Raw genomic sequence first — 18,567 nt, forward strand, 5'->3', positions numbered from 1 at the left:
CGATGTAGTCGTACTTGAGGCTTGGCGAGTCGAGTTTGTAGCTGTTATAGGGGATGTACATTTCTTTCTTGCCGACCAGTTTCCAGTCGTACCGATCCGGGGCGCCGGAGAACATGTCGAAGTTGTCCGAAGTGCGCAGGCCATCGGCCGCAGTACCCGGGCCGTCATACGCCACTTGCGGTGCACGCCGCACGCGACGCTGACCGGCGTTGTAGATCCACGCCAGACGCGGCTCCTTAACCTGATCGAGGGTCTCGTGCACCAGCAGCACGTTACCCGCCAGACGCGCTGGCGCCGTTACCGATTGCTTGAAGAAGGTCAGCACGTTGGCCGCTTTTTCCGGGTCGAGATCCTTCATCAGTTGCGGCACGGCGATCTCTTCTTCGAAGCGGATCGGCGTGTAGCTGCCGTTGGTCTGCGGCGTCACCTGGGTGATGATGCGTTTGACGTTGCCGCCGTGGTAACGGGTGATGTGGTTCCACAACACCTCGACGCCGTTCTTCGGAATCGGAAACGCGTAGTAGCGGTTGCCGGTGAAATTGGCCAGACCGTTACCGTCGTTGATCGTAGTCACGTTGAGCGCACTGCGCTTGGCCGATTCGTAGATTTCCGGCGGCGCGGCCACAGTGCGGTGGGTCGGGTAGACCGGGATCTTGTAGGTTTCCGGGTAGCGCTTGAACATCGCCACCTGGCCGTCGGAGAGTTTGTCCTTGTACTTGTCGACGTTGGCCGCGGTGATGGTGAACAAGGGTTTTTCATTGGCGAACGGGTCGGCGAGGAAGCCTTTGCTGTCCACCGCCCCGGCGTTTTTCGGAATGCCGCCGGTCCAGGCCGGAATCGAGCCGTCAGCGTTACCGGCCTTCTCGGCGCCGAGCGGGGTCAGGCTGCTGCCAAGTTTGTTGGCCTCGTCCGGCGACACCGCCGCCATCACATTGGCTGCCAGCAGACTCAGGGCCAGCACACCGCATTGCAGAATCATTTTGCGCATTGCTTTCATCCTTCTCGGGCAGATCAGAAGTTCACGCCGAAGCTCAGAGCGACGAAGTCACGGTCTTCGAGGACGTTGTAATCGCCGCCGAAGAAATCGGTGTAACTGAGGCTCGCGGTGTAGGTGTTGCGGTAGTCGGCATCGACGCCGACGCTGACGGCTTTAGCGCCTTCGTTGAACAGGCCGTTGGGACCGTAACCGGCGACGTCATGCGACCACGACAGGTTCGGTTTGAGGTTGATCCCGCCGATCACGTTGGCGTAATCGAGGATCGCCCGGGCGCGGTAGCCCCACGAGGTCGAGGTGACAAAACCGTCGGTGTCGCCACCGAAACCGTATTGTCCGTACACCGAGTCGCGGCCATAACGCAGCTTGCTGCGCGGCTCCAGACCACCGACATGCACGACCGCCGCCTCGCCGACCAGGGTCAAACGCTGAGCGCCCCACACTTGATCGAAAAAGTGCGTCAGGGTGCTCTGCACTTGCGTCACTTCTTTGCGGCGATAGCCCTTGTTATCGGCGCCCGGGGTGGTGGCGATCGGCGAAGCGGCGCCGCCGGCAATCGGGTTGAGCAGCGCCAGCGTCAGGTCATTGGTGTTGACCTGCACCGGAGCATTGGGCCGGTAGCTGACCTCGCCGGTCCATGCGGTACCGGTGGGCAGCGTGGTGGAGAAACTGGCGCCGTACAGGCGAATGTCTTCCGGGTATTCGAGGTAATACTGACCGCGCCCGAGCATCACACTTTGCGCCAGGCCCGAACCACTGCCCGGCGCCAGACGGTTGGCAATGCCGACCATGCCCGGCAGCGCCGCGAGGGTCGAAAGCCCCGCCGTGGTGGTGCCGACGGTTGGCGTGCGGCTGTGGTAATTCATGAAGTAGAGGCCGTACTCGGTGTCATCGCCGAGCCAGCGCAGCGCCGTCCCCCATTGCCCGGAATCTCGCGCATCGCGGTCACCGCCACGGGGAATCACCACGCCTTCACGGGTGACCTGAATGCCCTGACCAAAAGCCTGGGTCAACGGCACCAGCGGTGCAATGGCCGGGTTGCCGACGGTGTAGCCGTTGTTGCAACCATCCGCTGCGACATCGACGCCGAAGAACGTGCCGCAGTTATCGAGAACGGTCTGATCCCATTCCAGTTGATAGAAACCTTCGACGGTCAATTGGTCGGTCAGGCCTTGCGAACCGAACAACATGTTCACCGGGATCAGGCCTTCCTTGATCTCCGCGCCGGGACGACGAAACGCCGAGACGTCAATCGGGTTGATGCTGTTGATCGAGTTGCCGATGAAGGTACTTTCGCCCCAACTGACCACCTGCTTGCCCGCACGCACAGTGCCCGGCAGGTCGGCGATGGAGTAGTTGTGGTAGACGAATGCATCGAGAATCTGCGCGCCGGAAGACTTCGCGCCCTCCTTGCGGCCCTTGTCGCTGATCGGCTTGAACTCGCGGTCTTCATCCTTCAGCTCGAAGTCGTACCAATACTTGCCCCGTACGAACACGCCGGTGTCGCCGTACTTGAGTTCGAGGTCATGGATGCCTTTGAAGATTTTCGAGAAGGTCTCGCCCTTCTTGAAGTTCAGGCGTCCGTCATCACCGGTGGACGACTGGCCGGTACCGCCGTTGACCGTGCCGACCAGCGACTTGTCGGCATCGCGCAGGCCCCAGCTCGCACCGATCGACAGCGACGAGTCGAACGTGCCCTCGATTTCGCCGATGTTGAACGCAACCGCTTGCGCCTGAGCGCAGCAACCCAAAGCCACCGCGGCGGCCAGCGCCTGCGGTGTGAAGATGGCGCGCATTGTTGTTTTTGTCATGCGTCTTCCCCGGTGAGTGACAGAAGGCCTCACCCTACTGCCGGGCGCGCGGGTCGATAAGCGCACCAAGGAGGTATTCGCACTGTCGCCCGAAAGGATGAATGCCCGCTCAGGGCGTGGCTTTGCGCCGTCCATGGATCGGCTGGATGGCGGATCATCAATCAAGCGCATGAGGTCGCTGATGACAGATGACTGTTGCATGCCCCGTAACAGTGCATGTCTGGAATCGGTGTTTTTCCTACAGACTCAACACCTTATTCTGAGCGGGCTTTCACGGCACACGCCGGACAGCACGAAGCCCTGGCCTTCGAGACACTCTGGCCATTGCTGACAGATTTCAGATGAATCGAATGTTTTCGGTTGATCGCCCAGGTGTTCACTGACGTTGATTTGTAGCTCCTTGATCCAACGTCTTACCTTGGCCGCTGCGTTTGCAGCGGCCTTTTTTATGGCTGTTGAACACGTCTTTCCATAATCTGCGAAGACTTTCCGAGAATAACGTCGGAACTTTCCTGCCACGCGCAAGAATTCTCCCCCGCTTTGTTATTGGCCCGCGAAAACCCTCTCAAAACAACGCCCTGTTACCTACGCGATTCTCGGATTTTGTAACAGCAACTCTGATGTAACTTAAAACATCTCAACCAATCGCTGGTGACACGCACGTCACCACAGTCCGTGCTTAATCACCAGCGAGTTATCACGCACATTCAAAAGGACCTGAATATGCAAAAGCCTCCACCCTTTGTATTAACTGAAGCTGTTCATACGACAGCAACAGCACCTCCAAACACACCATTGATCCGAGGGACATCACCGCACCTCTCTCAAAGCGGCACGTTTGGCATTCCCAACAATGTTCGAGTCAACTCTCGGGAATTCACTGCCCATAGCATGAGAACTGCTCGCGAGTTTCAATCACGAACAGAGCAACTACCCCAATCAATCGAACAGGATCTCGCCGCAACACGGCTGGAGGGCCCAACCCACCCACTTCCTCCAGCGCAAGCAATCGCCCGCGAGCTGGCAGTACGGCAAACCCTGATTCAAAGAAAAACAGCTGAGCTTCATCAAAAAACAGCACAAGCCAATCAGTTCTTTGGAGATGACCCACTTAATAAAGACTTCCATGCCTACTTTCGAATAGCCAAGAGCATCGACAGCACTGTCAATGCGCGGGGGATTGCGATGCAGACTTGGGCTGCCTCGTACAAAGCCGCACACGAAGTGAAACTGCTGTCGCAGTCAATCCAGATGCTTAACCAGCAACAAATCGAAGTTCACAAGTGGCTGGCCATCGCACACGCCAATGACCTGGCACAAGCGCAAGCTGCAGAGGCTCAACGCCTGGCTGCCGAAAATGCCCGCATCGCAGCCGAGCAGGAACGCCAAAGAGCGCTCGCCGAGGCGGCACACCGAGAGCTGGAAGAGATTCGGACTCGCGAAGAGGCGAGGCTCGCAGCATTGGCGAAGAAGCAACGCCTGGAGGCTGACCTGGTACGATTAAGAGCAATGGTCGATGCTGAAGTTGAATATCAGGAAAAGGCACGGATTGCGGTACTGACGGTCAAGTTAGCCGAAGCGCAAGCAAAGTCTGAATTTGCGGCCCAGACGTTCGCCGCCGAACAGATTCGCCTTGAAGCTGAAATGGAACAGCGAATCGAGGCAATACAAGAAAACCTTCGCGCAGAAAAACGACGTCTGCAAGTTCAGCGCAAAGTCATCGACATGGCGACCGCCTTAGCCCGGCAACAAAGCCAACTGGCGGCGCTGAAGATCCAGGAGAAGAAGCAAACCGCACTTCCTCAACAAGAGATTCAACCCGAAACGCAGAGCAATGCGCAGCCGCAAAAGCAACGGCGCGATACACCAGAAACACACTATGTTTACCCGGCTTCAGGAGCGATGGCCTCCACCAACCCGGTTTTCTCCTTTGCTTCACAAGCTATCCGACTTCCTCACGCATCATCATCCGCAATTCTCAACGCACTGCGCACAGGATTACTGACCGTGAAAGCGGCAGGGGCTGCGCTGATCGGCGGCCCGGTACTGGTCGGTTTTGCTGCTCTGCTGACCCCATCCCGCCTGGGCAACGGCGATCGCTTTGCCATGAGCGTACCGCTCGCCGAATTGTCATCAGAGTCTCCACAGAGGCTGCGCGAAATAGCAGATCGACAAGGCACGCTGGAGCTGCCCGTAGGCTTGGGTGTGAGGCCACTGGGTGCGGGCGCGGAGGTCTTCGTTGCCACCAGCGATGACTTCCATATCCGTTCGAGTGTGCTGGTTCTGAATGCGGCTTATGACCTGCTGAATGACGTTTACGAGACCGCGCTGCCGGACTCGCCAACAGACTTTCTGACTTGGACACCTGTTATCTCGCCGGGTAACAGCTCGACTGCATCGCCATTGGTTGACGTTGACTCGCCTGCGTATTCCGGTGGTTCGATTATTCCGGTTGAAGGGCGTCTTGACCTACATCCGGTACTGGTAGAGGGCTGGGAAAGATTCATCATCGTCTTTCCCGATGATTCGGGGATTGAGCCGCTGTATGTGGTGTTTAGCGACCCATACGAGGGGGCTTTAGTCAAAGGAGAACACAGCGGGCGTTATTTCAACCCTGATCAAATTGGGGAGGAAACTCTAGATTTGCAGTGGGAACCGGCAACCATTTCAGCGGAAGGAACTAATCTCGTGAAATTACACATTTCGAAATTTCTGCAATCAGACGCCAATGAAATAATGCTTGATCGGCTGGAGCGTATTGCTCGTGGAGAACTCGTAGCCACTGACACTGACAAACGTTTCTATACTCATGAGATAAGAGAGTTCGAACGATTTAAAGCTTTAGGCTTCGGTGATACCGAGAGACCAGATATCGGGTCTCCGATATGGAATAACGTTCATGCCGCGACTTTGGAAGATTTCCAGCTAAAAGACGACCCCACTCTTCTTTACACCCCCGAAGCACTAACTGCTGCATTCGAGCAGGACGAGCGTAATTATCAAAAACTGTTGAAGGAAATGTGGTAATGAGCGCCGTCGAGATGATTGTTAAAAATGAATCTTTGGATGATATTGTCACCGTGTTCGCGCTAATTAAAGCAACACCACATCTGGACATGATGATAAGAATCCACAATCGTGAACTTCTCAAAGAATATGGCGCGCTTGAAAACGCCTACAAGCGACTTCTCAATGCCGGTGTGCTGGCTAACGGGGAAAATGGGCTGGCAATAAAAGGACCAAACTGGAAGCCCCCCGCCTACATGACAGAAAGAAGATACGTTTGAAATCGGGAGCCACCAAGCACGAATGGCTTAGTGGCTCCGCTGACTTTCAGAGCGAATACATCTGCAAATTCGCCATCATTTCCTTCAGCGCTTCAATGTTGTCCTTCGGATGCGCCGCGCCTTCGAAATCACAGATCTGCTGCCAGTGCGCCGCGACATCTTCCGGCGAGAAGCCAACACGCGGATCAAACCCGGCACCGAGGCTGCGCTCCCAACGTACCTTGCCCATCCAGCCACCACCGACCTCAAACAACCCGGAAGTTTCCTGGCATTGTTCGCTCGCCAGATACACCACCAACGGGCTGACCAGTTCCGGTTTCAGTTGCTCGAACACTTGCGGCGGGATCAATCCTTCGGTCATGCGTGTGCCGCCGGTGGGCGCGATGGCATTGACCAGGATGTTGTTCTTGCGGCCCTCGATGGCCAGCGTACGCGTCAGGCCATACAAGCCGAGTTTGGCCATGCCGTAGTTGGACTGGCCGAAGTTGCCGTAGATGCCCGAAGTCGAGGCGGTGAAGATCACCCGGCCATAGTTTTGTTCGCGCAGGTGCGGCCACGCGGCACGGGTGACTTTGTAGGCGCCTTCGACGTGGACGCGGTAAACCAGATCCCAGTCGGCATCGTCCATTTTGTGGAAGGTCTTGTCGCGCAGGATGCCGGCGTTGTTGACCACGACGTCGACACGGCCAAATGCGTCGAGGGCGTTCTGCACCAGTTTGTCGCCGTCGGTGACCGAGTCGTGGTTGGCTTCGGCAATGCCGCCAGCCTCACGAATTTCCGCCACGACGCGGTCGGCAGCGGAAGCGTTGGCGCCTTCGCCCTGAGTCGAGCCGCCGAGGTCGTTGACCAGCACTTTGGCGCCCTGTCTGGCGAACAGCAGTGCATGTGCGCGCCCCAGACCACCGCCGGCTCCGGTGACGATCACGACTTTATCTTCGAAACGCACAGACTCATTCATCGCAGCAACTCCAGCAGGCCAAAGGGACAGTGATCCCGAGTGTCAGGCACGCGGCTTTGGGTCACAACGAACACGGCTGGGGGTGAATGGTGCGCGATAAGGATCAGGGATAGTCAGAACAACACAAATCCTGTGGCCAGGGAGCTTGCTCCCGCTGGGATGCGAAGCGGCCCTTAAGCAGGACGACACTGATCTTTCAGTGAACCGGGTTGACTGCTTTGCGACTGCTTCGCAGCCGAACGGGGATAAATCCCCTCGCCACAAACGTTCGCTCAAGCCAATGGTGTTATCAGGAGCAGGCGACTTTGCGCGGTGGCAGGGCAAAGCGTTGGCGGAACGCCAGATAGTGCTTGAGCACCTGCACCGGCGCTTCGGTTTGCGGGTAGTGGCCGATACCCGGCAGCAACACTGTGTCGGCGTCGGGAATCAATTCGCGATAACGCTCGACCATGTGCGCGCCGGAGATCGGATCGACTTCGCCATCGATCACCCGCAACGGCACTTCGCCGCGCTGCATGGCGGCCACCCAGCGATCACGCTGTACGCGACGTTCGGGAATGTAGCTGATCAGTTTGTGCATGATGCGCGGGCCGCGATTGCTGTCGATCAGGCTCCAGAAATCATCCAGTTCACTTTCACTCGGACCGGTTTGCGGGCCGAAGATCTGGCGGAAGCTTTTCACCAGAGCATCGCGGCTAAACGCGCGACCGATCATCCAGCCCAACGGGCTGAGCAGCAGTTTCTGCATCAGTACCGGACGATGGGTTTCCGGGAACAGACCGCCGTTGAGGAACACACAACTGGCGACTTCGATCTGATCGTCGTAATGACGGGCGAGCAGTTCCTGGGTAACGCTGTCGCCATAGTCGTGGGCGAGAATGTGCACCGGTTGTTCAACCTGTAAATGTGCAAGTAACGCCTGCTGCAGATCCGCCTGCTCGAGAAGGCTATAGGTGTGATTCAGCGGTTTGGCCGAATCACCGAAACCGAGCATGTCGCAAGCGATCACTCGATAACGCTGCGCCAGGGGTTGCCACAGATAATGCCAATCCCAACTGGCAGTCGGGAAACCATGAATCAGCAGCAACGGCTCACCCTGCCCGGCCACCCAATAGCGAATCGACTGGCCACGAAAGACGAACGTCTGGCTGCGTTTGCGCCAGACACACAGAGGAATCTCGGCGAGAGGCATTAGAGTTTATACCCGGGGTCTTGTTTATCGAGTTTGCGCAGCAACGCCGGCCAGGCCAGCGCGCCACCCATGCCTTGAGCACTTTTGGTCACGCCGGCGATCATCGCTTTGGCGCCCGCGAGGATTTGCGGTTCGATGGCGATGAGTTCGGCGCCGCCGGTCTGCGCCATCACCTGAATGTCGCAGGCGCGCTGGAAGGTGAACATCATGAGAAAGGTGTCGGCGATGGTGCCGCCGCAGGTCAACAGACCGTGGTTGTGCAGCATGAGGAAGTTGTTCTCGCCGAGATCGGTCTGCAACCGCGCTTTCTCTTCGTGGTTCAGCGCCACGCCTTCGTAAGCGTGATACGCCAGGCTCGACAGCACGAACAGCGATTGTTGACTGATCGGCAGCACACCCTGTTTTTGCGCGGAAACGGCAACACCGGATGCAGTATGGGTGTGCAGCACGCACACCACATCGTGCCGTACCTCATGCACCGCGCTGTGAATCGTGTAACCGGCGGGATTGATTTCGTAAGGACTGTCCATGAGCTTGTTGCCGGCCTGATCGACCTTCACCAGGCTCGACGCCGTGATCTCATGAAACATCAGTCCGAACGGATTGATCAGGAAATCTTCGGTGCCCGGCACTTTGGCGGAAATGTGCGTGAAGATCAGATCGTCCCAGCCGTGCAAGGCGACCAGACGATAACAAGCGGCGAGGTCGACGCGGGTCTGCCACTCCGCAGCACTGACCTGGTCTTTGAAATTAAGGGACGATTGGACGGGGGCTACGCTCACTGTATGCACCTCTGCGTTCTTATTGTTCTGCTCGTGTCAGCAGTCTAGTCAGGCGCAGGGGTTCACGTAGTTGCATTGCCAGCCAGCTTGATGACTGAGCGAGTCAGCAATGCAAACAGCTTGGATCCATGTCAAAGCACCGACGCCAACAAGGGCGCAGCGAACAGATTGAGCAGCCCGGTGAGCACCATGACCAGGCCCGCCACCGAACCTTCTTCGCCGCCGACCTCATGCGCGCGACTGACCCCTGCACCGTGCGCGCCGACGCCGAACAGCGCGCCTCGCGCCAACGCGCTGCGCAGTGGCAACCACTTGAGCAGCACCCCGCCGAGCATCGCGCCGAACACCCCGGTAAACATCACGAACACGGCTGTCAGCTCCGGCACGCCTCCGAGGTCCTGCGCCAGCGGCATGGCAAACGGCGTGGTGATCGAACGCGGCACCAGCGACATCGTCACCGAACTATCGAGCGCCAGCGCTTTGGCCAGGCCGAACGACGTTGCGATCGATGCCGCACTGCCCACCACCATGCCCAGCAACAAGGCCGACCAGTGCCGCATCAACAGGCGCCGCTGTTGCCAGATCGGCACGGCAAACGCCACCGTGACAGGGCCGAGCACCAGCATCAACCAATGGGTATTGCTGGCGTATTCGGCGTACGCGGTGTGCAGCGGTACAGCGAGCGCCAGCAACAACACGGGCACCAGAATCAGCGGCGACAACAGGTAGCGCCCGGTGCACCGATAGATCCAGCGACTGAACACATACGCCAGCAGAGTAAAGGCGAGCCAGAACATCGGCATCCATTCAAGCTTCATGGGACCGCCTCAGGCGCACGGCCAATTCCACGGTGAACGCGGTCACCAGCATGACCATCAACGTACTCGCACCGATCACCAGCAAAATCCGCCAGCCGTCATTGCGCAGCAACGCGCCGTAATCCAGAAGACTCATCAACGCCGGAATGAAAAACAGCAACATCTCGGCCATCAGCAAACCGGCGCCCAATTGCAGCGCTGCGGGTTTGACCCAACCGAACGCGAACGCCAGCAGCAACAACGCCATGCCGACCACACCGCCGGGAATGGGCCACGCGAGCCACGCCGCGAGTTGGCAGCCGAGCAGATAGAGACCCAGCAATACCGCCAGTTCGGCGAGCAGACGGGAAAGGTGTTTGAAGGTGACAGCGTTCATGATTTTGCTCCTGACAGGCGCCTATTTTACGAAGCGACCTGCCATCACCGAAGCGAATTGTTAGACTCGATGCCATTCCAAAACGGAATCAGGTCATGGAATTCAAACAGCTGCGCAGTTTCGTCGAAGTCATGCATCAGGGCGGGTTCACCCAAGCGGCGAAAACCCTGCACATCAGTCAGTCGGCGGTCAGTAAACAGGTCGCGCAACTGGAGCAAAGTCTCGGCACGCCCTTGCTCGAACGACTGGGTTCGCAATTGCGCCTGACCGCCGCCGGCAGCGTCGTGTTGCAACGCGCCGAAGCCATGTTGCGGTTGCGCAATGAATTGCTCGTCGAGCTGGACGATCTCAGTCATCTGGCGCGCGGCGAACTGCGCCTCGGGCTGCCGCTGCTGGGCAGTGACGCATTGTTCGCCGGGCTGTTTGCCGAATACCGGCGGCGCTATCCGAACATCAGCATCCAGCTGCTTGAGGGGGGCAGCCGCAATATCGAACAGGCAGTGTTGAGCGGCGAGCTGGAACTGGGCGGCAGTTTGCTGCCGAAAGACCCGCAGTTCGACTGTCAGCCGTTCTGCGATGAGCGACTGGACGCGCTGCTGCCCGCAGATCATCCACTGGCCTCTCGCGGTGAAGTTGGTCTGGAAGAGTTGGCCGAGACGCCATTTCTGCTTTATCAGCGCAGCTTCGTGCTCAATGACCGCTTGCTGCAGGCGTGTCAGCAACTGGGATTCACACCCAAAGAAGGTGGGCGCAGCGGGCAGGCGGATTTTCTCGCAGCGCTGGTGGCCGCAGGGCAAGGCGTAGTGCTCTTGCCCAGCGTGGTGGCGCGCGGTCTGGTGCGGCCAGGCGTGGTTCGTCTGACCTTGCGGGCGCCGGATTATCTGCGCTGGGACATTGCCTTTATCTGGCGCCAAGGCGCCTATCTGTCGAAAGCCGCCCAGGCGTGGCTGGCGTTGTTGCGCGAGCGGGCAATCAGCCCTTGAGTACGGCGATCAACTCCGCCAGCCAAGGTTCGGCGTCGGTTTCCGGCGTCACGCTTTCGCTGGCGTCGATGCGCAACATCTCCTGCACTTCATTCACGCCGAGTTCGCCGAACAGCTCGCGCATCTGCTCGCCGCCGCCGCAGAAGGTGTCGCCATAACTGGCATCCCCCAAAGCAATCACCGCGCCGGGCAGACCACGCCAGGCCGCCGGTAGTTGATCACGAATGCTCGAATACAGTGGCTGCAGGTTGTCCGGCAACTCACCCATGCCGGTGGTCGAGGTCACAGCGAGAAACGCTTCAGGGCCGAATGCCTGAATGTCCGCCAGGCTGGCGCGCGAGTTGTAAAAGGTTTCAAAACCGGCGGCTTTCAGCAGGTTCTGGGCGTGGCGAGCGACTTCTTCGGCGGTGCCGTAGACCGAACCGGAGAGGATGGCGACTTTCATCAATCTGATCCTGAAACTGAAAAAAAGAGCGGCGATATTAACAGCCTGAGCCGTGAAGTTGCGATTGGCTCTCAACGCGCATTGATGGCCTATAGACAGCCCTCTGCAATCTTCTAGAATGCCTGCCACCGAAACACCGAAAGGGTTCAAGGATGATCAACGCTAGCCTGTTGCAAATGGTGATCAACGCGTCGAACGACGGAATCGTGGTGGCTGAAAAGGAAGGTGAACAGGACAACATCCTGATTTACGTCAACCCGGCTTTCGAGCGCCTGACCGGTTACAGCAGCGAAGAAGTTCTCTATCAGGACTGCCGTTTTCTGCAGGCTGGAGATCGTGATCAGGATACTCTGACGCTGATTCGCGACACGTTGCGCAATGGCGGCTCATGCCGGGAAATCCTGCGCAACTATCGCAAGGACGGTACGCCGTTCTGGAATGAATTGTCGTTATCGACAGTGAAAAATGCCGATGACGGACTGACGTATTTCATCGGTGTGCAGAAGGATGTGACCGTTCAGGTCAAGGCTCAGCAACGGGTTGCGCAGCTGGAAGCACAGGTTGCCGCACTGGAAGCCGAGCTTGCGGCGCTGAAAACGACGAACGGTTCAAACAAAACAGCGAACTAATTGTCATTAACTACAATCACCAATGACTTTGTAACTATTTCTTTCGAGTTAGCCATGCAGCGCGACGCCCTTCTCACTCAGGATGAGCTGGATTTCATCCAGACCATGCAGCACAACCCGCAACTGAACGTGCGGGATGCGACGTCGAGTCTGCTGGTTAACGGCGGTTCGCAGATCCGTGATTTGCTCACGCGTCTTGCGGCTCACGAACAGGTGACCATCCAGGCCAACTTCGAAAATCAGCAAATGACTTTCCCGCTGCACCTGGTGGAAGACGAATTTCATGCGCTGCACCTGCGCTTAGGGGTGCCGAGCATTTACGAAGACGGGCCGATGGTCCGGCCATGGCGGTTGGTGCTGGAGGAGCCGGTGGCACTGGAAAATGCCAATGGCCAGCCGGGCATGCTGTGGGTTCACGAGGTTTCGCACAAAGGCGTGTTGCTGGAAGTGCGCAACAAGACCAAACCGCCAAAGAATTTCGCCTTGTGGTTCAGCCCGTCGGGGTATGAGCGGATTTCACTGCGCGGCCACTTCGAACGCGAAACCGAGCAAGGCTTCTACGCCTACGACTTGAGCCAGACCGAAGCCGAAGAAACCGAGCGTCTGCGCCAGTTCATTCTGCAACAACACCGCCTGACCCACCCTTCCCTGCATACCTGACTGTCAGGTATCGAGCTTGCCGGCGAGAAATTGCGTCAGCCGCTGACGCATCGTCGCCCCTTCGTTACCCAGACAGCCGATTGACGAGCCTTGCAGACTGTCCTGCGCCAGATCGGCCGCATCCCCCGCCAGCATCACCGGACAATCCAGGCTCAGCGCCAGACGATTCAAGCGTCGCGGCAATTCTGCCGCCGGTGCATGGTTGGAAAACAGTACCAGCGCCTGTGGTTTGATTTTTTCGCAGACCAATGTCAGTTCGTCGAACGGCTGGCCACTGGTCAACACGCGCACGCCCGAATCGCTGCTACTGAGAAACAACGCCGCCACCAGCAATTCAAGTTCACGGCATTGGCCGGCCAGCGCGCTGACCACGATCTTGCGCGGCTGCGAGCCCCGCAACGCGATGATTCTTTGCAGCACCCGCGTGCGCAGATAGCCGTCGAGAAACAGCCACTCACTGGTTTGCCCGAAAGCTTCCTGGCGCTGCAGCAATTGCCGCCAGAGCGGCATCAGGATGTCCTGAAACACCACGGGCAACGAGTAAGAAAAAAAGATCTGGCCGTACACACGATCGAGCTCGATGTCGTCGAACTCACTGACCGCGCGCTGCACCTGATGCTGCCACTGCTGATAATCAGCCTGAACACGATCATCGGGAATGATGTGCGCCAACACTTTCAAGGGTTCGGTCTTGGCGAGGATCTTGCCGACCTTGCTCACTGCCACGCCCCGGTCGATCCATTCGACAATGCTGCGCACGCGCTCGATTTCGGTCATTGAATACAGGCGATGCCCACTTTCGGTGCGTGTCGGCTCGATCAAACCATAGCGTCGCTCCCACGCGCGCAGCGTCACCGGATTAACCCCGGTCAGTCGCGAGACTTCGCGTATGGGGAAAAGATCTTCGCGCTCGAGCGCAACAGAGGCCTGCAATGCAGGGCTAACGTCCGTTATGACAGGCATTGTGCGTTCGACGTCCTTGTGGGTTTTGGATCCCATTCTAACGCTGATGCCCCATTTGAGTTCAAGTGATGATCTGCGACGAAAGTCTCTGGTTTAATCACGAAAATCAGGAATAATCCTTGCTTGGTGAAAAACGCAGGCCTCTACCCCTGGCCTGCGTAAAGCGAAGCTCCTACCCGGAGCGACGCAATCGAAATACGGAGATACACAATGTCTACTTCCCCCGTCACGCTGATGGTTGCGCGTCGCGTCGCCGACGGCCGCTATCAAGACCTGATTGCCTGGCTGCGCGAAGGCGAACAACTGGCAACCGACTTTCCCGGTTATCTCGGCTCTGGCGTGCTGGCTCCGCCGCCCGGCGATAACGAATTCCAGATTATCTTCCGCTTCGTCGACGAACAGACCCTGCACGCCTGGGAGCATTCGGCTTCGCGGACTGCCTGGCTGAGTCGTGGCAGCGATCTGTTTGCGCATCCGAAGGAACATCGCGTCAGCGGTATTGAAGGCTGGTTCGGCGCCAATGCCATCGGTCAGCGCCCGCCGCGCTGGAAACAGGCGGTGGCGATCTGGCTGGCGTTCTTCCCGGTGTCGCTGCTGTTCAACTTCGTCCTCGGCCCGCTGCTGGCTGAAATGAGCCTGCTGCCCCGGGTGTTGATCAGCACGGCGTGCCTGACACCACTGATGGTGTACTTCTTTATTCCGCTGTCGACGCGGTTGCTGGCGAACTGGCTGAACAGCACACCAACGCGTCCCTTGCCGGCAACGCCCTCCACACAAAACCGCTGACCTGCCACGAGGTCGTTGAAACCCGGTCTTAGGTGTACGGCTGGCGTCGCTGTTATAGTTTTTGCTCCCATCGCGACGCGAGCCGTTCATGACCACAACTTCCGCTCCGATCCTGATCACCGGCGCCGGCCAGCGTGTCGGTCTGCACTGCGCGCAGCGCTTGCTCGAAGACGGCCATCGGGTGATTTTCACTTACCGCAGTGAACGCCCCGGCGTGCAAACGCTGCGTGATCTGGGCGCCATCGGTGTGTTCGCCGATTTTTCCAGCGAGGCCAGCATCCTCGCCTTCATCGGTGAACTGAAAACCCGCACCGACAGCCTGCGGGCGATCATCCATAACGCCTCCGAATGGCTCGCCGAAACCCCGGGCAGCGAAGCAGAAGCCTTCACCCGTCTGTACAACGTGCAAATGCTCGCGCCCTATCTGATCAACCTGCACTGCGCCGAACTGCTACACCGCTCGACGCCCGCCGACATCATCCACATCAGCGACGACGTCACCCGCAAGGGCAGCAGCAAGCACATCGGTTATTGCGCGACCAAGGCCGGGCTCGACAGCCTGACCCTCTCCTTCGCTGCCCGCTATGCCCCGGCGATCAAGGTCAACGGCATCGCGCCGGCCCTGCTATTGTTCAATCCCGACGACGACGCGGCGTACCGCGCAAAAGCGCTGGCGAAATCCGCGCTGGGCATCGAGCCCGGCAGCGAAGTGATCTATCAAAGCCTGCGCTATCTGCTCGACAACCCTTATGTCACCGGCACGACCCTGACCGTCAATGGCGGAAGGCACGTCAAATAAAGCCGCCCGCGAGGATGTTCCATGACCCGCTCCCTGCCCGAGAATTACCGTGAAATCCTGATCGGCCTCGGCGAAGATCCCGATCGCGAAGGCTTGCTCGATACGCCAGTGCGTGCGGCCAAGGCCATGCAGTACTTGTGTCATGGTTACGAACAAAGTGTCGACGACATCGTCAATGGCGCGCTGTTTGCCTCGGACAGCGACGAGATGATCATCGTCGCCGACATCGAGTTGTACTCGTTGTGCGAACATCACCTGCTGCCCTTCATCGGCAAGGCCCATGTGGCTTATATTCCGACGGGCAAAGTGCTGGGCCTGTCGAAGATTGCGCGGCTGGTGGACATGTTCGCCCGGCGCCTGCAGATTCAGGAAAACCTCACCCGGCAAATCGCCGATGCGGTGCAACAGGTCACCGATGCCGCCGGCGTCGCGGTGGTCATTGAAGCCAGACACATGTGCATGATGATGCGCGGTGTCGAGAAACAGAATTCGACCATGAACACCTCGGTCATGCTTGGCGCGTTTCGCGAGTCGAGCAATACCCGCCAGGAGTTCCTGCAATTGATTGGACGGAGCAAGTAAATGCCACAACTTCAACCGGGAATGGCGCGCATCCGGGTCAAGGATCTGCGCCTGCGCACCTTTATCGGAATCAACGAGGACGAAATCCTCAACAAGCAGGATGTGCTGATCAACCTGACCATCCTGTACGCCGCGCAGGAGGCGGTGCGCGACAACGACATCGACCATGCGCTGAACTACCGCACCATCACCAAAGCGATCATCGCTCACGTCGAAGGCAACCGCTTTGCGCTGCTCGAACGGCTGACGCAGGAGTTGCTGGATCTGGTGATGAGCAACGGCTCGGTGCTGTACGCCGAAGTCGAAGTCGACAAGCCGCATGCGCTGCGTTTTGCCGAGTCGGTGTCAATAACGCTTGCAGCGAGCCGCTAGCTTCAAGCTTCAAGCGGCAAGCTGTAAACTTCTTATCACCGTCACCCATCTTGCAGCTTGAAGCTCGTCGCTTGAAGCTGTCTCGCAGAGACTCCCATGAACGAGCAACAACGCCTCGAACTCGAAGCCGCCGCCTTCCGCCGGCTGGTCGCCCACCTGGACAGCCGCAAGGATGTGCAGAACATCGACCTGATGAACCTCGCCGGGTTCTGCCGCAACTGCCTGTCGAAGTGGTACAAGGCCGAAGCCGACGAGCGCCAGATCGAGGTCAGCCTCGATGACGCCCGCGAAGTGGTTTACGGCATGCCGTACGCCGAGTGGAAAGCCCAATTTCAGCAAGAAGCCAGCGCCGAGCAACAAGCGGCGTTCGCCAAAGGAAAAACCCATGAGTGATCTGAACACCCTGCGCGCCAGCCTCAAGAGCGGTGAACACGTCTTCGCCGACACCCTCGCGTTCATCGCCGCCGGTTACGACTACCAGCCACAGGCGTTCAACAACGGTGGCGTGGAAAACGCGGCCGGGCAGAACGAAGGTTCGTGCAAGACCCTGGGTCTGGCGCTGCTGGAAGGTATGAGCGATGAAGAAGCGCTGCTGGCTTTTGGCGAACATTACCGCTCGGTCGTGGCCACGCCTGAGGGCAGCGATCACGGCAATATTCGTGCGTTGATCAAGCATGGTTTGGCAGGTGTGAAATTCGAAGCGCAACCGCTGACCCGCCGCTGATTCCCCGTCGTATCGCGAGCATGAAAAAACCGGCCAATTGGCCGGTTTTTTTATCAGATCGTTCCCACGCTCCGCGTGGGAATGCAGCCGGGGACGCTCCGCGTCCCAAGGACGCAGAGCGTCCAGATGAGGCATTCCCACGCAGAGCGTGGGAACGATCATTGTCGTGGTGCCTGTGAATGACGGGCACAAAAAAACCGGCCAAGGCCGGTTTTTTTGTGTCTGCGATCTTAGAACGAAGCGTTCTGCAGACCGTCCAGGTAACGCTCGGTGTCCAGTGCCGCCATGCAGCCGGCGCCGGCCGAAGTGATGGCCTGACGGTAGACGTGGTCAGCCACGTCACCCGCAGCGAAGATGCCTTCGACGCTGGTTGCAGTCGCGTTGCCGTCACGGCCGCCCTGCACCACCAGATAACCGTCTTTCAGGGTCAACTGGCCTTCGAACAGCGAGGTGTTCGGGGTGTGACCGATGGCGATGAACACGCCGTCAACGGTGATTTCGTCGAAGCTGCCATCGTTGTTCTTCAGGCGCGCACCGGTCACGCCCATGTTGTCGCCCAGGACTTCGTCGAGGTTGGCGTTCAACTTGAGGATGATCTTGCCTTCGGCGACGCGAGCGTTGAGCTTGTCGATCAGGATCTTCTCGGCGCGGAAGGTTTCGCGACGGTGGATCAGGGTCACGGTGCTGGCGATGTTGGCCAGGTACAGTGCTTCTTCAACAGCAGTGTTGCCGCCGCCGACTACTGCAACAGGCTTGTTACGGTAGAAGAAACCGTCGCAGGTCGCGCAGGCCGAAACGCCTTTGCCCATGAACGCTTCTTCCGAAGGCAGGCCCAAGTAACGAGCGCTGGCGCCGGTGGCGATGATCAGAGCGTCGCAGGTGTAAGTCGCGTTGTCGCCGGTCAGGGTGTACGGCTTGGCGGCGAAATCCACAGCGTTGATGTGATCGAAAACGATCTCGGTTTCAAAACGCTCGGCGTGCTCGCGCATCCGCTCCATCAGCACAGGACCGGTCAGGCCGTGCACGTCGCCCGGCCAGTTGTCGACTTCGGTGGTGGTGGTCAGTTGACCGCCAGCCTGCATGCCGGTAATCAGCAGTGGCTTGAGGTTGGCACGCGCGGCATACACCGCTGCGCTGTAACCGGCAGGGCCGGAACCGAGAATAATCACTCGCGAATGACGGACTTCAGACATGACCTGCTCCTGTTGACCGGGCCGAAAAAACTGGCGCGGAACGCCGGACTGCCGGCGGGAATAAAAAAGGACTGTGGATAACCTTGGGGAAGGTATGAGCTCGACAGTCCTGTAAAAAGTTGGGTGCAGCGTATCGAGGGGGGCAAGATTAAGGAAATACGGTTTAACAATCCAGCTCATAGGTGGTCTCTATGCCGACACGCTGACGAGATG

Annotated in this window: 21 protein-coding genes; 11 read left to right on the forward strand and 10 right to left on the reverse strand. The window is 58.5% G+C overall.

All coding sequences use genetic code 11. The features are described 5' to 3' along the window. Together F2P67_RS04070 and F2P67_RS04075 are read right to left on the reverse strand one after the other, a co-directional pair. Nucleotides 1–988, reverse strand: a 988-nt coding sequence (locus F2P67_RS04070) for a DUF1329 domain-containing protein (protein ID WP_166217650.1), incomplete at its 3' end; no start/stop codon positions are given. A 23-nt stretch (nt 989–1,011) separates the two neighbouring features. Further along, complete coding sequence (locus F2P67_RS04075) at nt 1,012–2,805, reverse strand: DUF1302 domain-containing protein (RefSeq protein WP_166217653.1); 1,794 nt, start codon at nt 2,803–2,805, stop codon at nt 1,012–1,014. A 723-nt stretch (nt 2,806–3,528) separates the two neighbouring features. On the opposite strand from F2P67_RS04075, the gene F2P67_RS04080 reads away from it, so the two are divergent. Then, nucleotides 3,529–5,832: an S-type pyocin domain-containing protein gene (locus tag F2P67_RS04080; protein ID WP_246226462.1), complete on the forward strand. Its 2,304-nt coding sequence runs from the start codon at nt 3,529–3,531 to the stop codon at nt 5,830–5,832. Beyond that, a complete protein-coding gene (locus F2P67_RS04085) occupies nt 5,832–6,092 on the forward strand; it encodes a hypothetical protein (protein ID WP_166217656.1) in 261 nt (86 codons plus the stop codon). The genes F2P67_RS04080 and F2P67_RS04085 overlap by 1 nt, the downstream gene beginning before the upstream one ends. A gap of 46 nt (nt 6,093–6,138) precedes the next feature. Here the strand turns inward: F2P67_RS04085 and F2P67_RS04090 are convergent, their stop codons facing one another. From F2P67_RS04090 to F2P67_RS04110, 5 genes are all read right to left on the reverse strand, one after another. After that, entirely contained in the window at nt 6,139–7,050 is a 912-nt protein-coding gene (locus F2P67_RS04090; protein WP_166217659.1) for an SDR family oxidoreductase, read from the reverse strand. 289 nt (nt 7,051–7,339) lie between these two features. Next, nucleotides 7,340–8,242 (reverse strand): alpha/beta fold hydrolase, encoded by a 903-nt coding sequence (locus F2P67_RS04095; protein WP_166217662.1) that lies wholly within the window; start codon nt 8,240–8,242, stop codon nt 7,340–7,342. Beyond that, the gene (locus F2P67_RS04100) at nt 8,242–9,024 is read right to left on the reverse strand and encodes a class II aldolase/adducin family protein (protein ID WP_166217665.1); all 783 of its coding nucleotides are present in this window, start codon (nt 9,022–9,024) and stop codon (nt 8,242–8,244) included. The genes F2P67_RS04095 and F2P67_RS04100 overlap by 1 nt, the downstream gene beginning before the upstream one ends. A 131-nt stretch (nt 9,025–9,155) precedes the next feature. Next, a complete protein-coding gene (locus F2P67_RS04105; protein ID WP_166217668.1) occupies nt 9,156–9,842 on the reverse strand; it encodes an LrgB family protein in 687 nt (228 codons plus the stop codon). Next, the gene (locus tag F2P67_RS04110) at nt 9,832–10,218 is read right to left on the reverse strand and encodes a CidA/LrgA family protein (RefSeq protein ID WP_166217671.1); all 387 of its coding nucleotides are present in this window, start codon (nt 10,216–10,218) and stop codon (nt 9,832–9,834) included. The genes F2P67_RS04105 and F2P67_RS04110 overlap by 11 nt, the downstream gene beginning before the upstream one ends. A 95-nt stretch (nt 10,219–10,313) precedes the next feature. Between F2P67_RS04110 and F2P67_RS04115 the strand changes: the two genes are divergently transcribed. Then, a complete protein-coding gene (locus F2P67_RS04115; RefSeq protein WP_166217674.1) occupies nt 10,314–11,201 on the forward strand; it encodes a LysR family transcriptional regulator in 888 nt (295 codons plus the stop codon). On the opposite strand, the gene F2P67_RS04120 is transcribed toward F2P67_RS04115, so the two are convergent. Next, nucleotides 11,191–11,646, reverse strand: a complete 456-nt coding sequence (locus tag F2P67_RS04120; RefSeq protein ID WP_166217676.1) for a flavodoxin — start codon at nt 11,644–11,646, stop codon at nt 11,191–11,193. The two genes, F2P67_RS04115 and F2P67_RS04120, sit on opposite strands and share 11 nt — an antisense overlap. A 152-nt stretch (nt 11,647–11,798) precedes the next feature. Here F2P67_RS04120 and F2P67_RS04125 point away from each other — a divergent pair, with 152 nt between their 5' ends. Both F2P67_RS04125 and F2P67_RS04130 read left to right on the forward strand, forming a co-directional pair. After that, nucleotides 11,799–12,275 carry a PAS domain-containing protein gene (locus F2P67_RS04125; RefSeq protein WP_166217679.1) on the forward strand — a complete coding sequence of 159 codons (477 nt, stop codon included), beginning with the start codon at nt 11,799–11,801 and terminating at the stop codon, nt 12,273–12,275. Between the two features lie 54 nt (nt 12,276–12,329). Next, nucleotides 12,330–12,935 carry a hypothetical protein gene (locus F2P67_RS04130; RefSeq protein WP_166217682.1) on the forward strand — a complete coding sequence of 202 codons (606 nt, stop codon included), beginning with the start codon at nt 12,330–12,332 and terminating at the stop codon, nt 12,933–12,935. A gap of 3 nt (nt 12,936–12,938) precedes the next feature. Here the strand turns inward: F2P67_RS04130 and F2P67_RS04135 are convergent, their stop codons facing one another. After that, on the reverse strand, nt 12,939–13,898 hold the full coding sequence (locus F2P67_RS04135) for a MerR family transcriptional regulator (protein ID WP_166217685.1): 960 nt from the start codon (nt 13,896–13,898) through the stop codon (nt 12,939–12,941). A 210-nt stretch (nt 13,899–14,108) separates the two neighbouring features. Between F2P67_RS04135 and F2P67_RS04140 the strand changes: the two genes are divergently transcribed. The 6 genes from F2P67_RS04140 to F2P67_RS04165 all read left to right on the forward strand — a co-directional run bounded on the left by F2P67_RS04140 (nt 14,109) and on the right by F2P67_RS04165 (nt 17,161). Further along, nucleotides 14,109–14,684, forward strand: a complete 576-nt coding sequence (locus F2P67_RS04140; protein WP_166217688.1) for an antibiotic biosynthesis monooxygenase — start codon at nt 14,109–14,111, stop codon at nt 14,682–14,684. Nucleotides 14,685–14,772: 88 nt separating this feature from the next. After that, the gene (folM, locus tag F2P67_RS04145) at nt 14,773–15,483 is read left to right on the forward strand and encodes a dihydromonapterin reductase (RefSeq protein WP_166217691.1); all 711 of its coding nucleotides are present in this window, start codon (nt 14,773–14,775) and stop codon (nt 15,481–15,483) included. A gap of 21 nt (nt 15,484–15,504) precedes the next feature. Further along, entirely contained in the window at nt 15,505–16,065 is a 561-nt protein-coding gene (folE, locus tag F2P67_RS04150; RefSeq protein ID WP_134174642.1) for a GTP cyclohydrolase I FolE, read from the forward strand. Then, nucleotides 16,066–16,437: a dihydroneopterin triphosphate 2'-epimerase gene (folX, locus tag F2P67_RS04155; RefSeq protein WP_007914273.1), complete on the forward strand. Its 372-nt coding sequence runs from the start codon at nt 16,066–16,068 to the stop codon at nt 16,435–16,437. A 96-nt stretch (nt 16,438–16,533) separates the two neighbouring features. Next, the gene (locus F2P67_RS04160) at nt 16,534–16,830 is read left to right on the forward strand and encodes a DUF1244 domain-containing protein (RefSeq protein ID WP_042557694.1); all 297 of its coding nucleotides are present in this window, start codon (nt 16,534–16,536) and stop codon (nt 16,828–16,830) included. Next, a complete protein-coding gene (locus tag F2P67_RS04165) occupies nt 16,823–17,161 on the forward strand; it encodes a HopJ type III effector protein (RefSeq protein ID WP_166217694.1) in 339 nt (112 codons plus the stop codon). Before F2P67_RS04160 ends, F2P67_RS04165 begins: the two co-directional genes overlap by 8 nt. Before the next feature lie 230 nt (nt 17,162–17,391). Here the strand turns inward: F2P67_RS04165 and trxB are convergent, their stop codons facing one another. Next, entirely contained in the window at nt 17,392–18,354 is a 963-nt protein-coding gene (gene trxB / locus F2P67_RS04170; protein WP_166217697.1) for a thioredoxin-disulfide reductase, read from the reverse strand. Nucleotides 18,355–18,567: the final 213 nt, after the last annotated feature.

It is taken from the genome of Pseudomonas atagonensis, from assembly GCF_011369485.1.
GTDB classification, from domain to species: domain Bacteria; phylum Pseudomonadota; class Gammaproteobacteria; order Pseudomonadales; family Pseudomonadaceae; genus Aquipseudomonas; species Aquipseudomonas atagonensis.

Bases quoted from the DNA above. Each gene is read 5' to 3' on its own strand.
- F2P67_RS04075 (WP_166217653.1), bottom strand. From the start codon at position 2,805: ATGACAAAAACAACAATGCGCGCCATCTTCACACCGCAGGCGCTGGCC.
- F2P67_RS04080 (WP_246226462.1), top strand. From the start codon at position 3,529: ATGCAAAAGCCTCCACCCTTTGTATTAACTGAAGCTGTTCATACGACA.
- F2P67_RS04085 (WP_166217656.1), top strand. From the start codon at position 5,832: ATGAGCGCCGTCGAGATGATTGTTAAAAATGAATCTTTGGATGATATT.
- F2P67_RS04090 (WP_166217659.1), bottom strand. From the start codon at position 7,050: ATGAATGAGTCTGTGCGTTTCGAAGATAAAGTCGTGATCGTCACCGGA.
- F2P67_RS04095 (WP_166217662.1), bottom strand. From the start codon at position 8,242: ATGCCTCTCGCCGAGATTCCTCTGTGTGTCTGGCGCAAACGCAGCCAG.
- F2P67_RS04105 (WP_166217668.1), bottom strand. From the start codon at position 9,842: ATGAAGCTTGAATGGATGCCGATGTTCTGGCTCGCCTTTACTCTGCTG.
- F2P67_RS04110 (WP_166217671.1), bottom strand. From the start codon at position 10,218: ATGAACGCTGTCACCTTCAAACACCTTTCCCGTCTGCTCGCCGAACTG.
- F2P67_RS04115 (WP_166217674.1), top strand. From the start codon at position 10,314: ATGGAATTCAAACAGCTGCGCAGTTTCGTCGAAGTCATGCATCAGGGC.
- F2P67_RS04120 (WP_166217676.1), bottom strand. From the start codon at position 11,646: ATGAAAGTCGCCATCCTCTCCGGTTCGGTCTACGGCACCGCCGAAGAA.
- F2P67_RS04125 (WP_166217679.1), top strand. From the start codon at position 11,799: ATGATCAACGCTAGCCTGTTGCAAATGGTGATCAACGCGTCGAACGAC.
- F2P67_RS04130 (WP_166217682.1), top strand. From the start codon at position 12,330: ATGCAGCGCGACGCCCTTCTCACTCAGGATGAGCTGGATTTCATCCAG.
- F2P67_RS04135 (WP_166217685.1), bottom strand. From the start codon at position 13,898: ATGCCTGTCATAACGGACGTTAGCCCTGCATTGCAGGCCTCTGTTGCG.
- F2P67_RS04140 (WP_166217688.1), top strand. From the start codon at position 14,109: ATGTCTACTTCCCCCGTCACGCTGATGGTTGCGCGTCGCGTCGCCGAC.
- folM (WP_166217691.1), top strand. From the start codon at position 14,773: ATGACCACAACTTCCGCTCCGATCCTGATCACCGGCGCCGGCCAGCGT.
- folE (WP_134174642.1), top strand. From the start codon at position 15,505: ATGACCCGCTCCCTGCCCGAGAATTACCGTGAAATCCTGATCGGCCTC.
- folX (WP_007914273.1), top strand. From the start codon at position 16,066: ATGCCACAACTTCAACCGGGAATGGCGCGCATCCGGGTCAAGGATCTG.
- F2P67_RS04160 (WP_042557694.1), top strand. From the start codon at position 16,534: ATGAACGAGCAACAACGCCTCGAACTCGAAGCCGCCGCCTTCCGCCGG.
- F2P67_RS04165 (WP_166217694.1), top strand. From the start codon at position 16,823: ATGAGTGATCTGAACACCCTGCGCGCCAGCCTCAAGAGCGGTGAACAC.
- trxB (WP_166217697.1), bottom strand. From the start codon at position 18,354: ATGTCTGAAGTCCGTCATTCGCGAGTGATTATTCTCGGTTCCGGCCCT.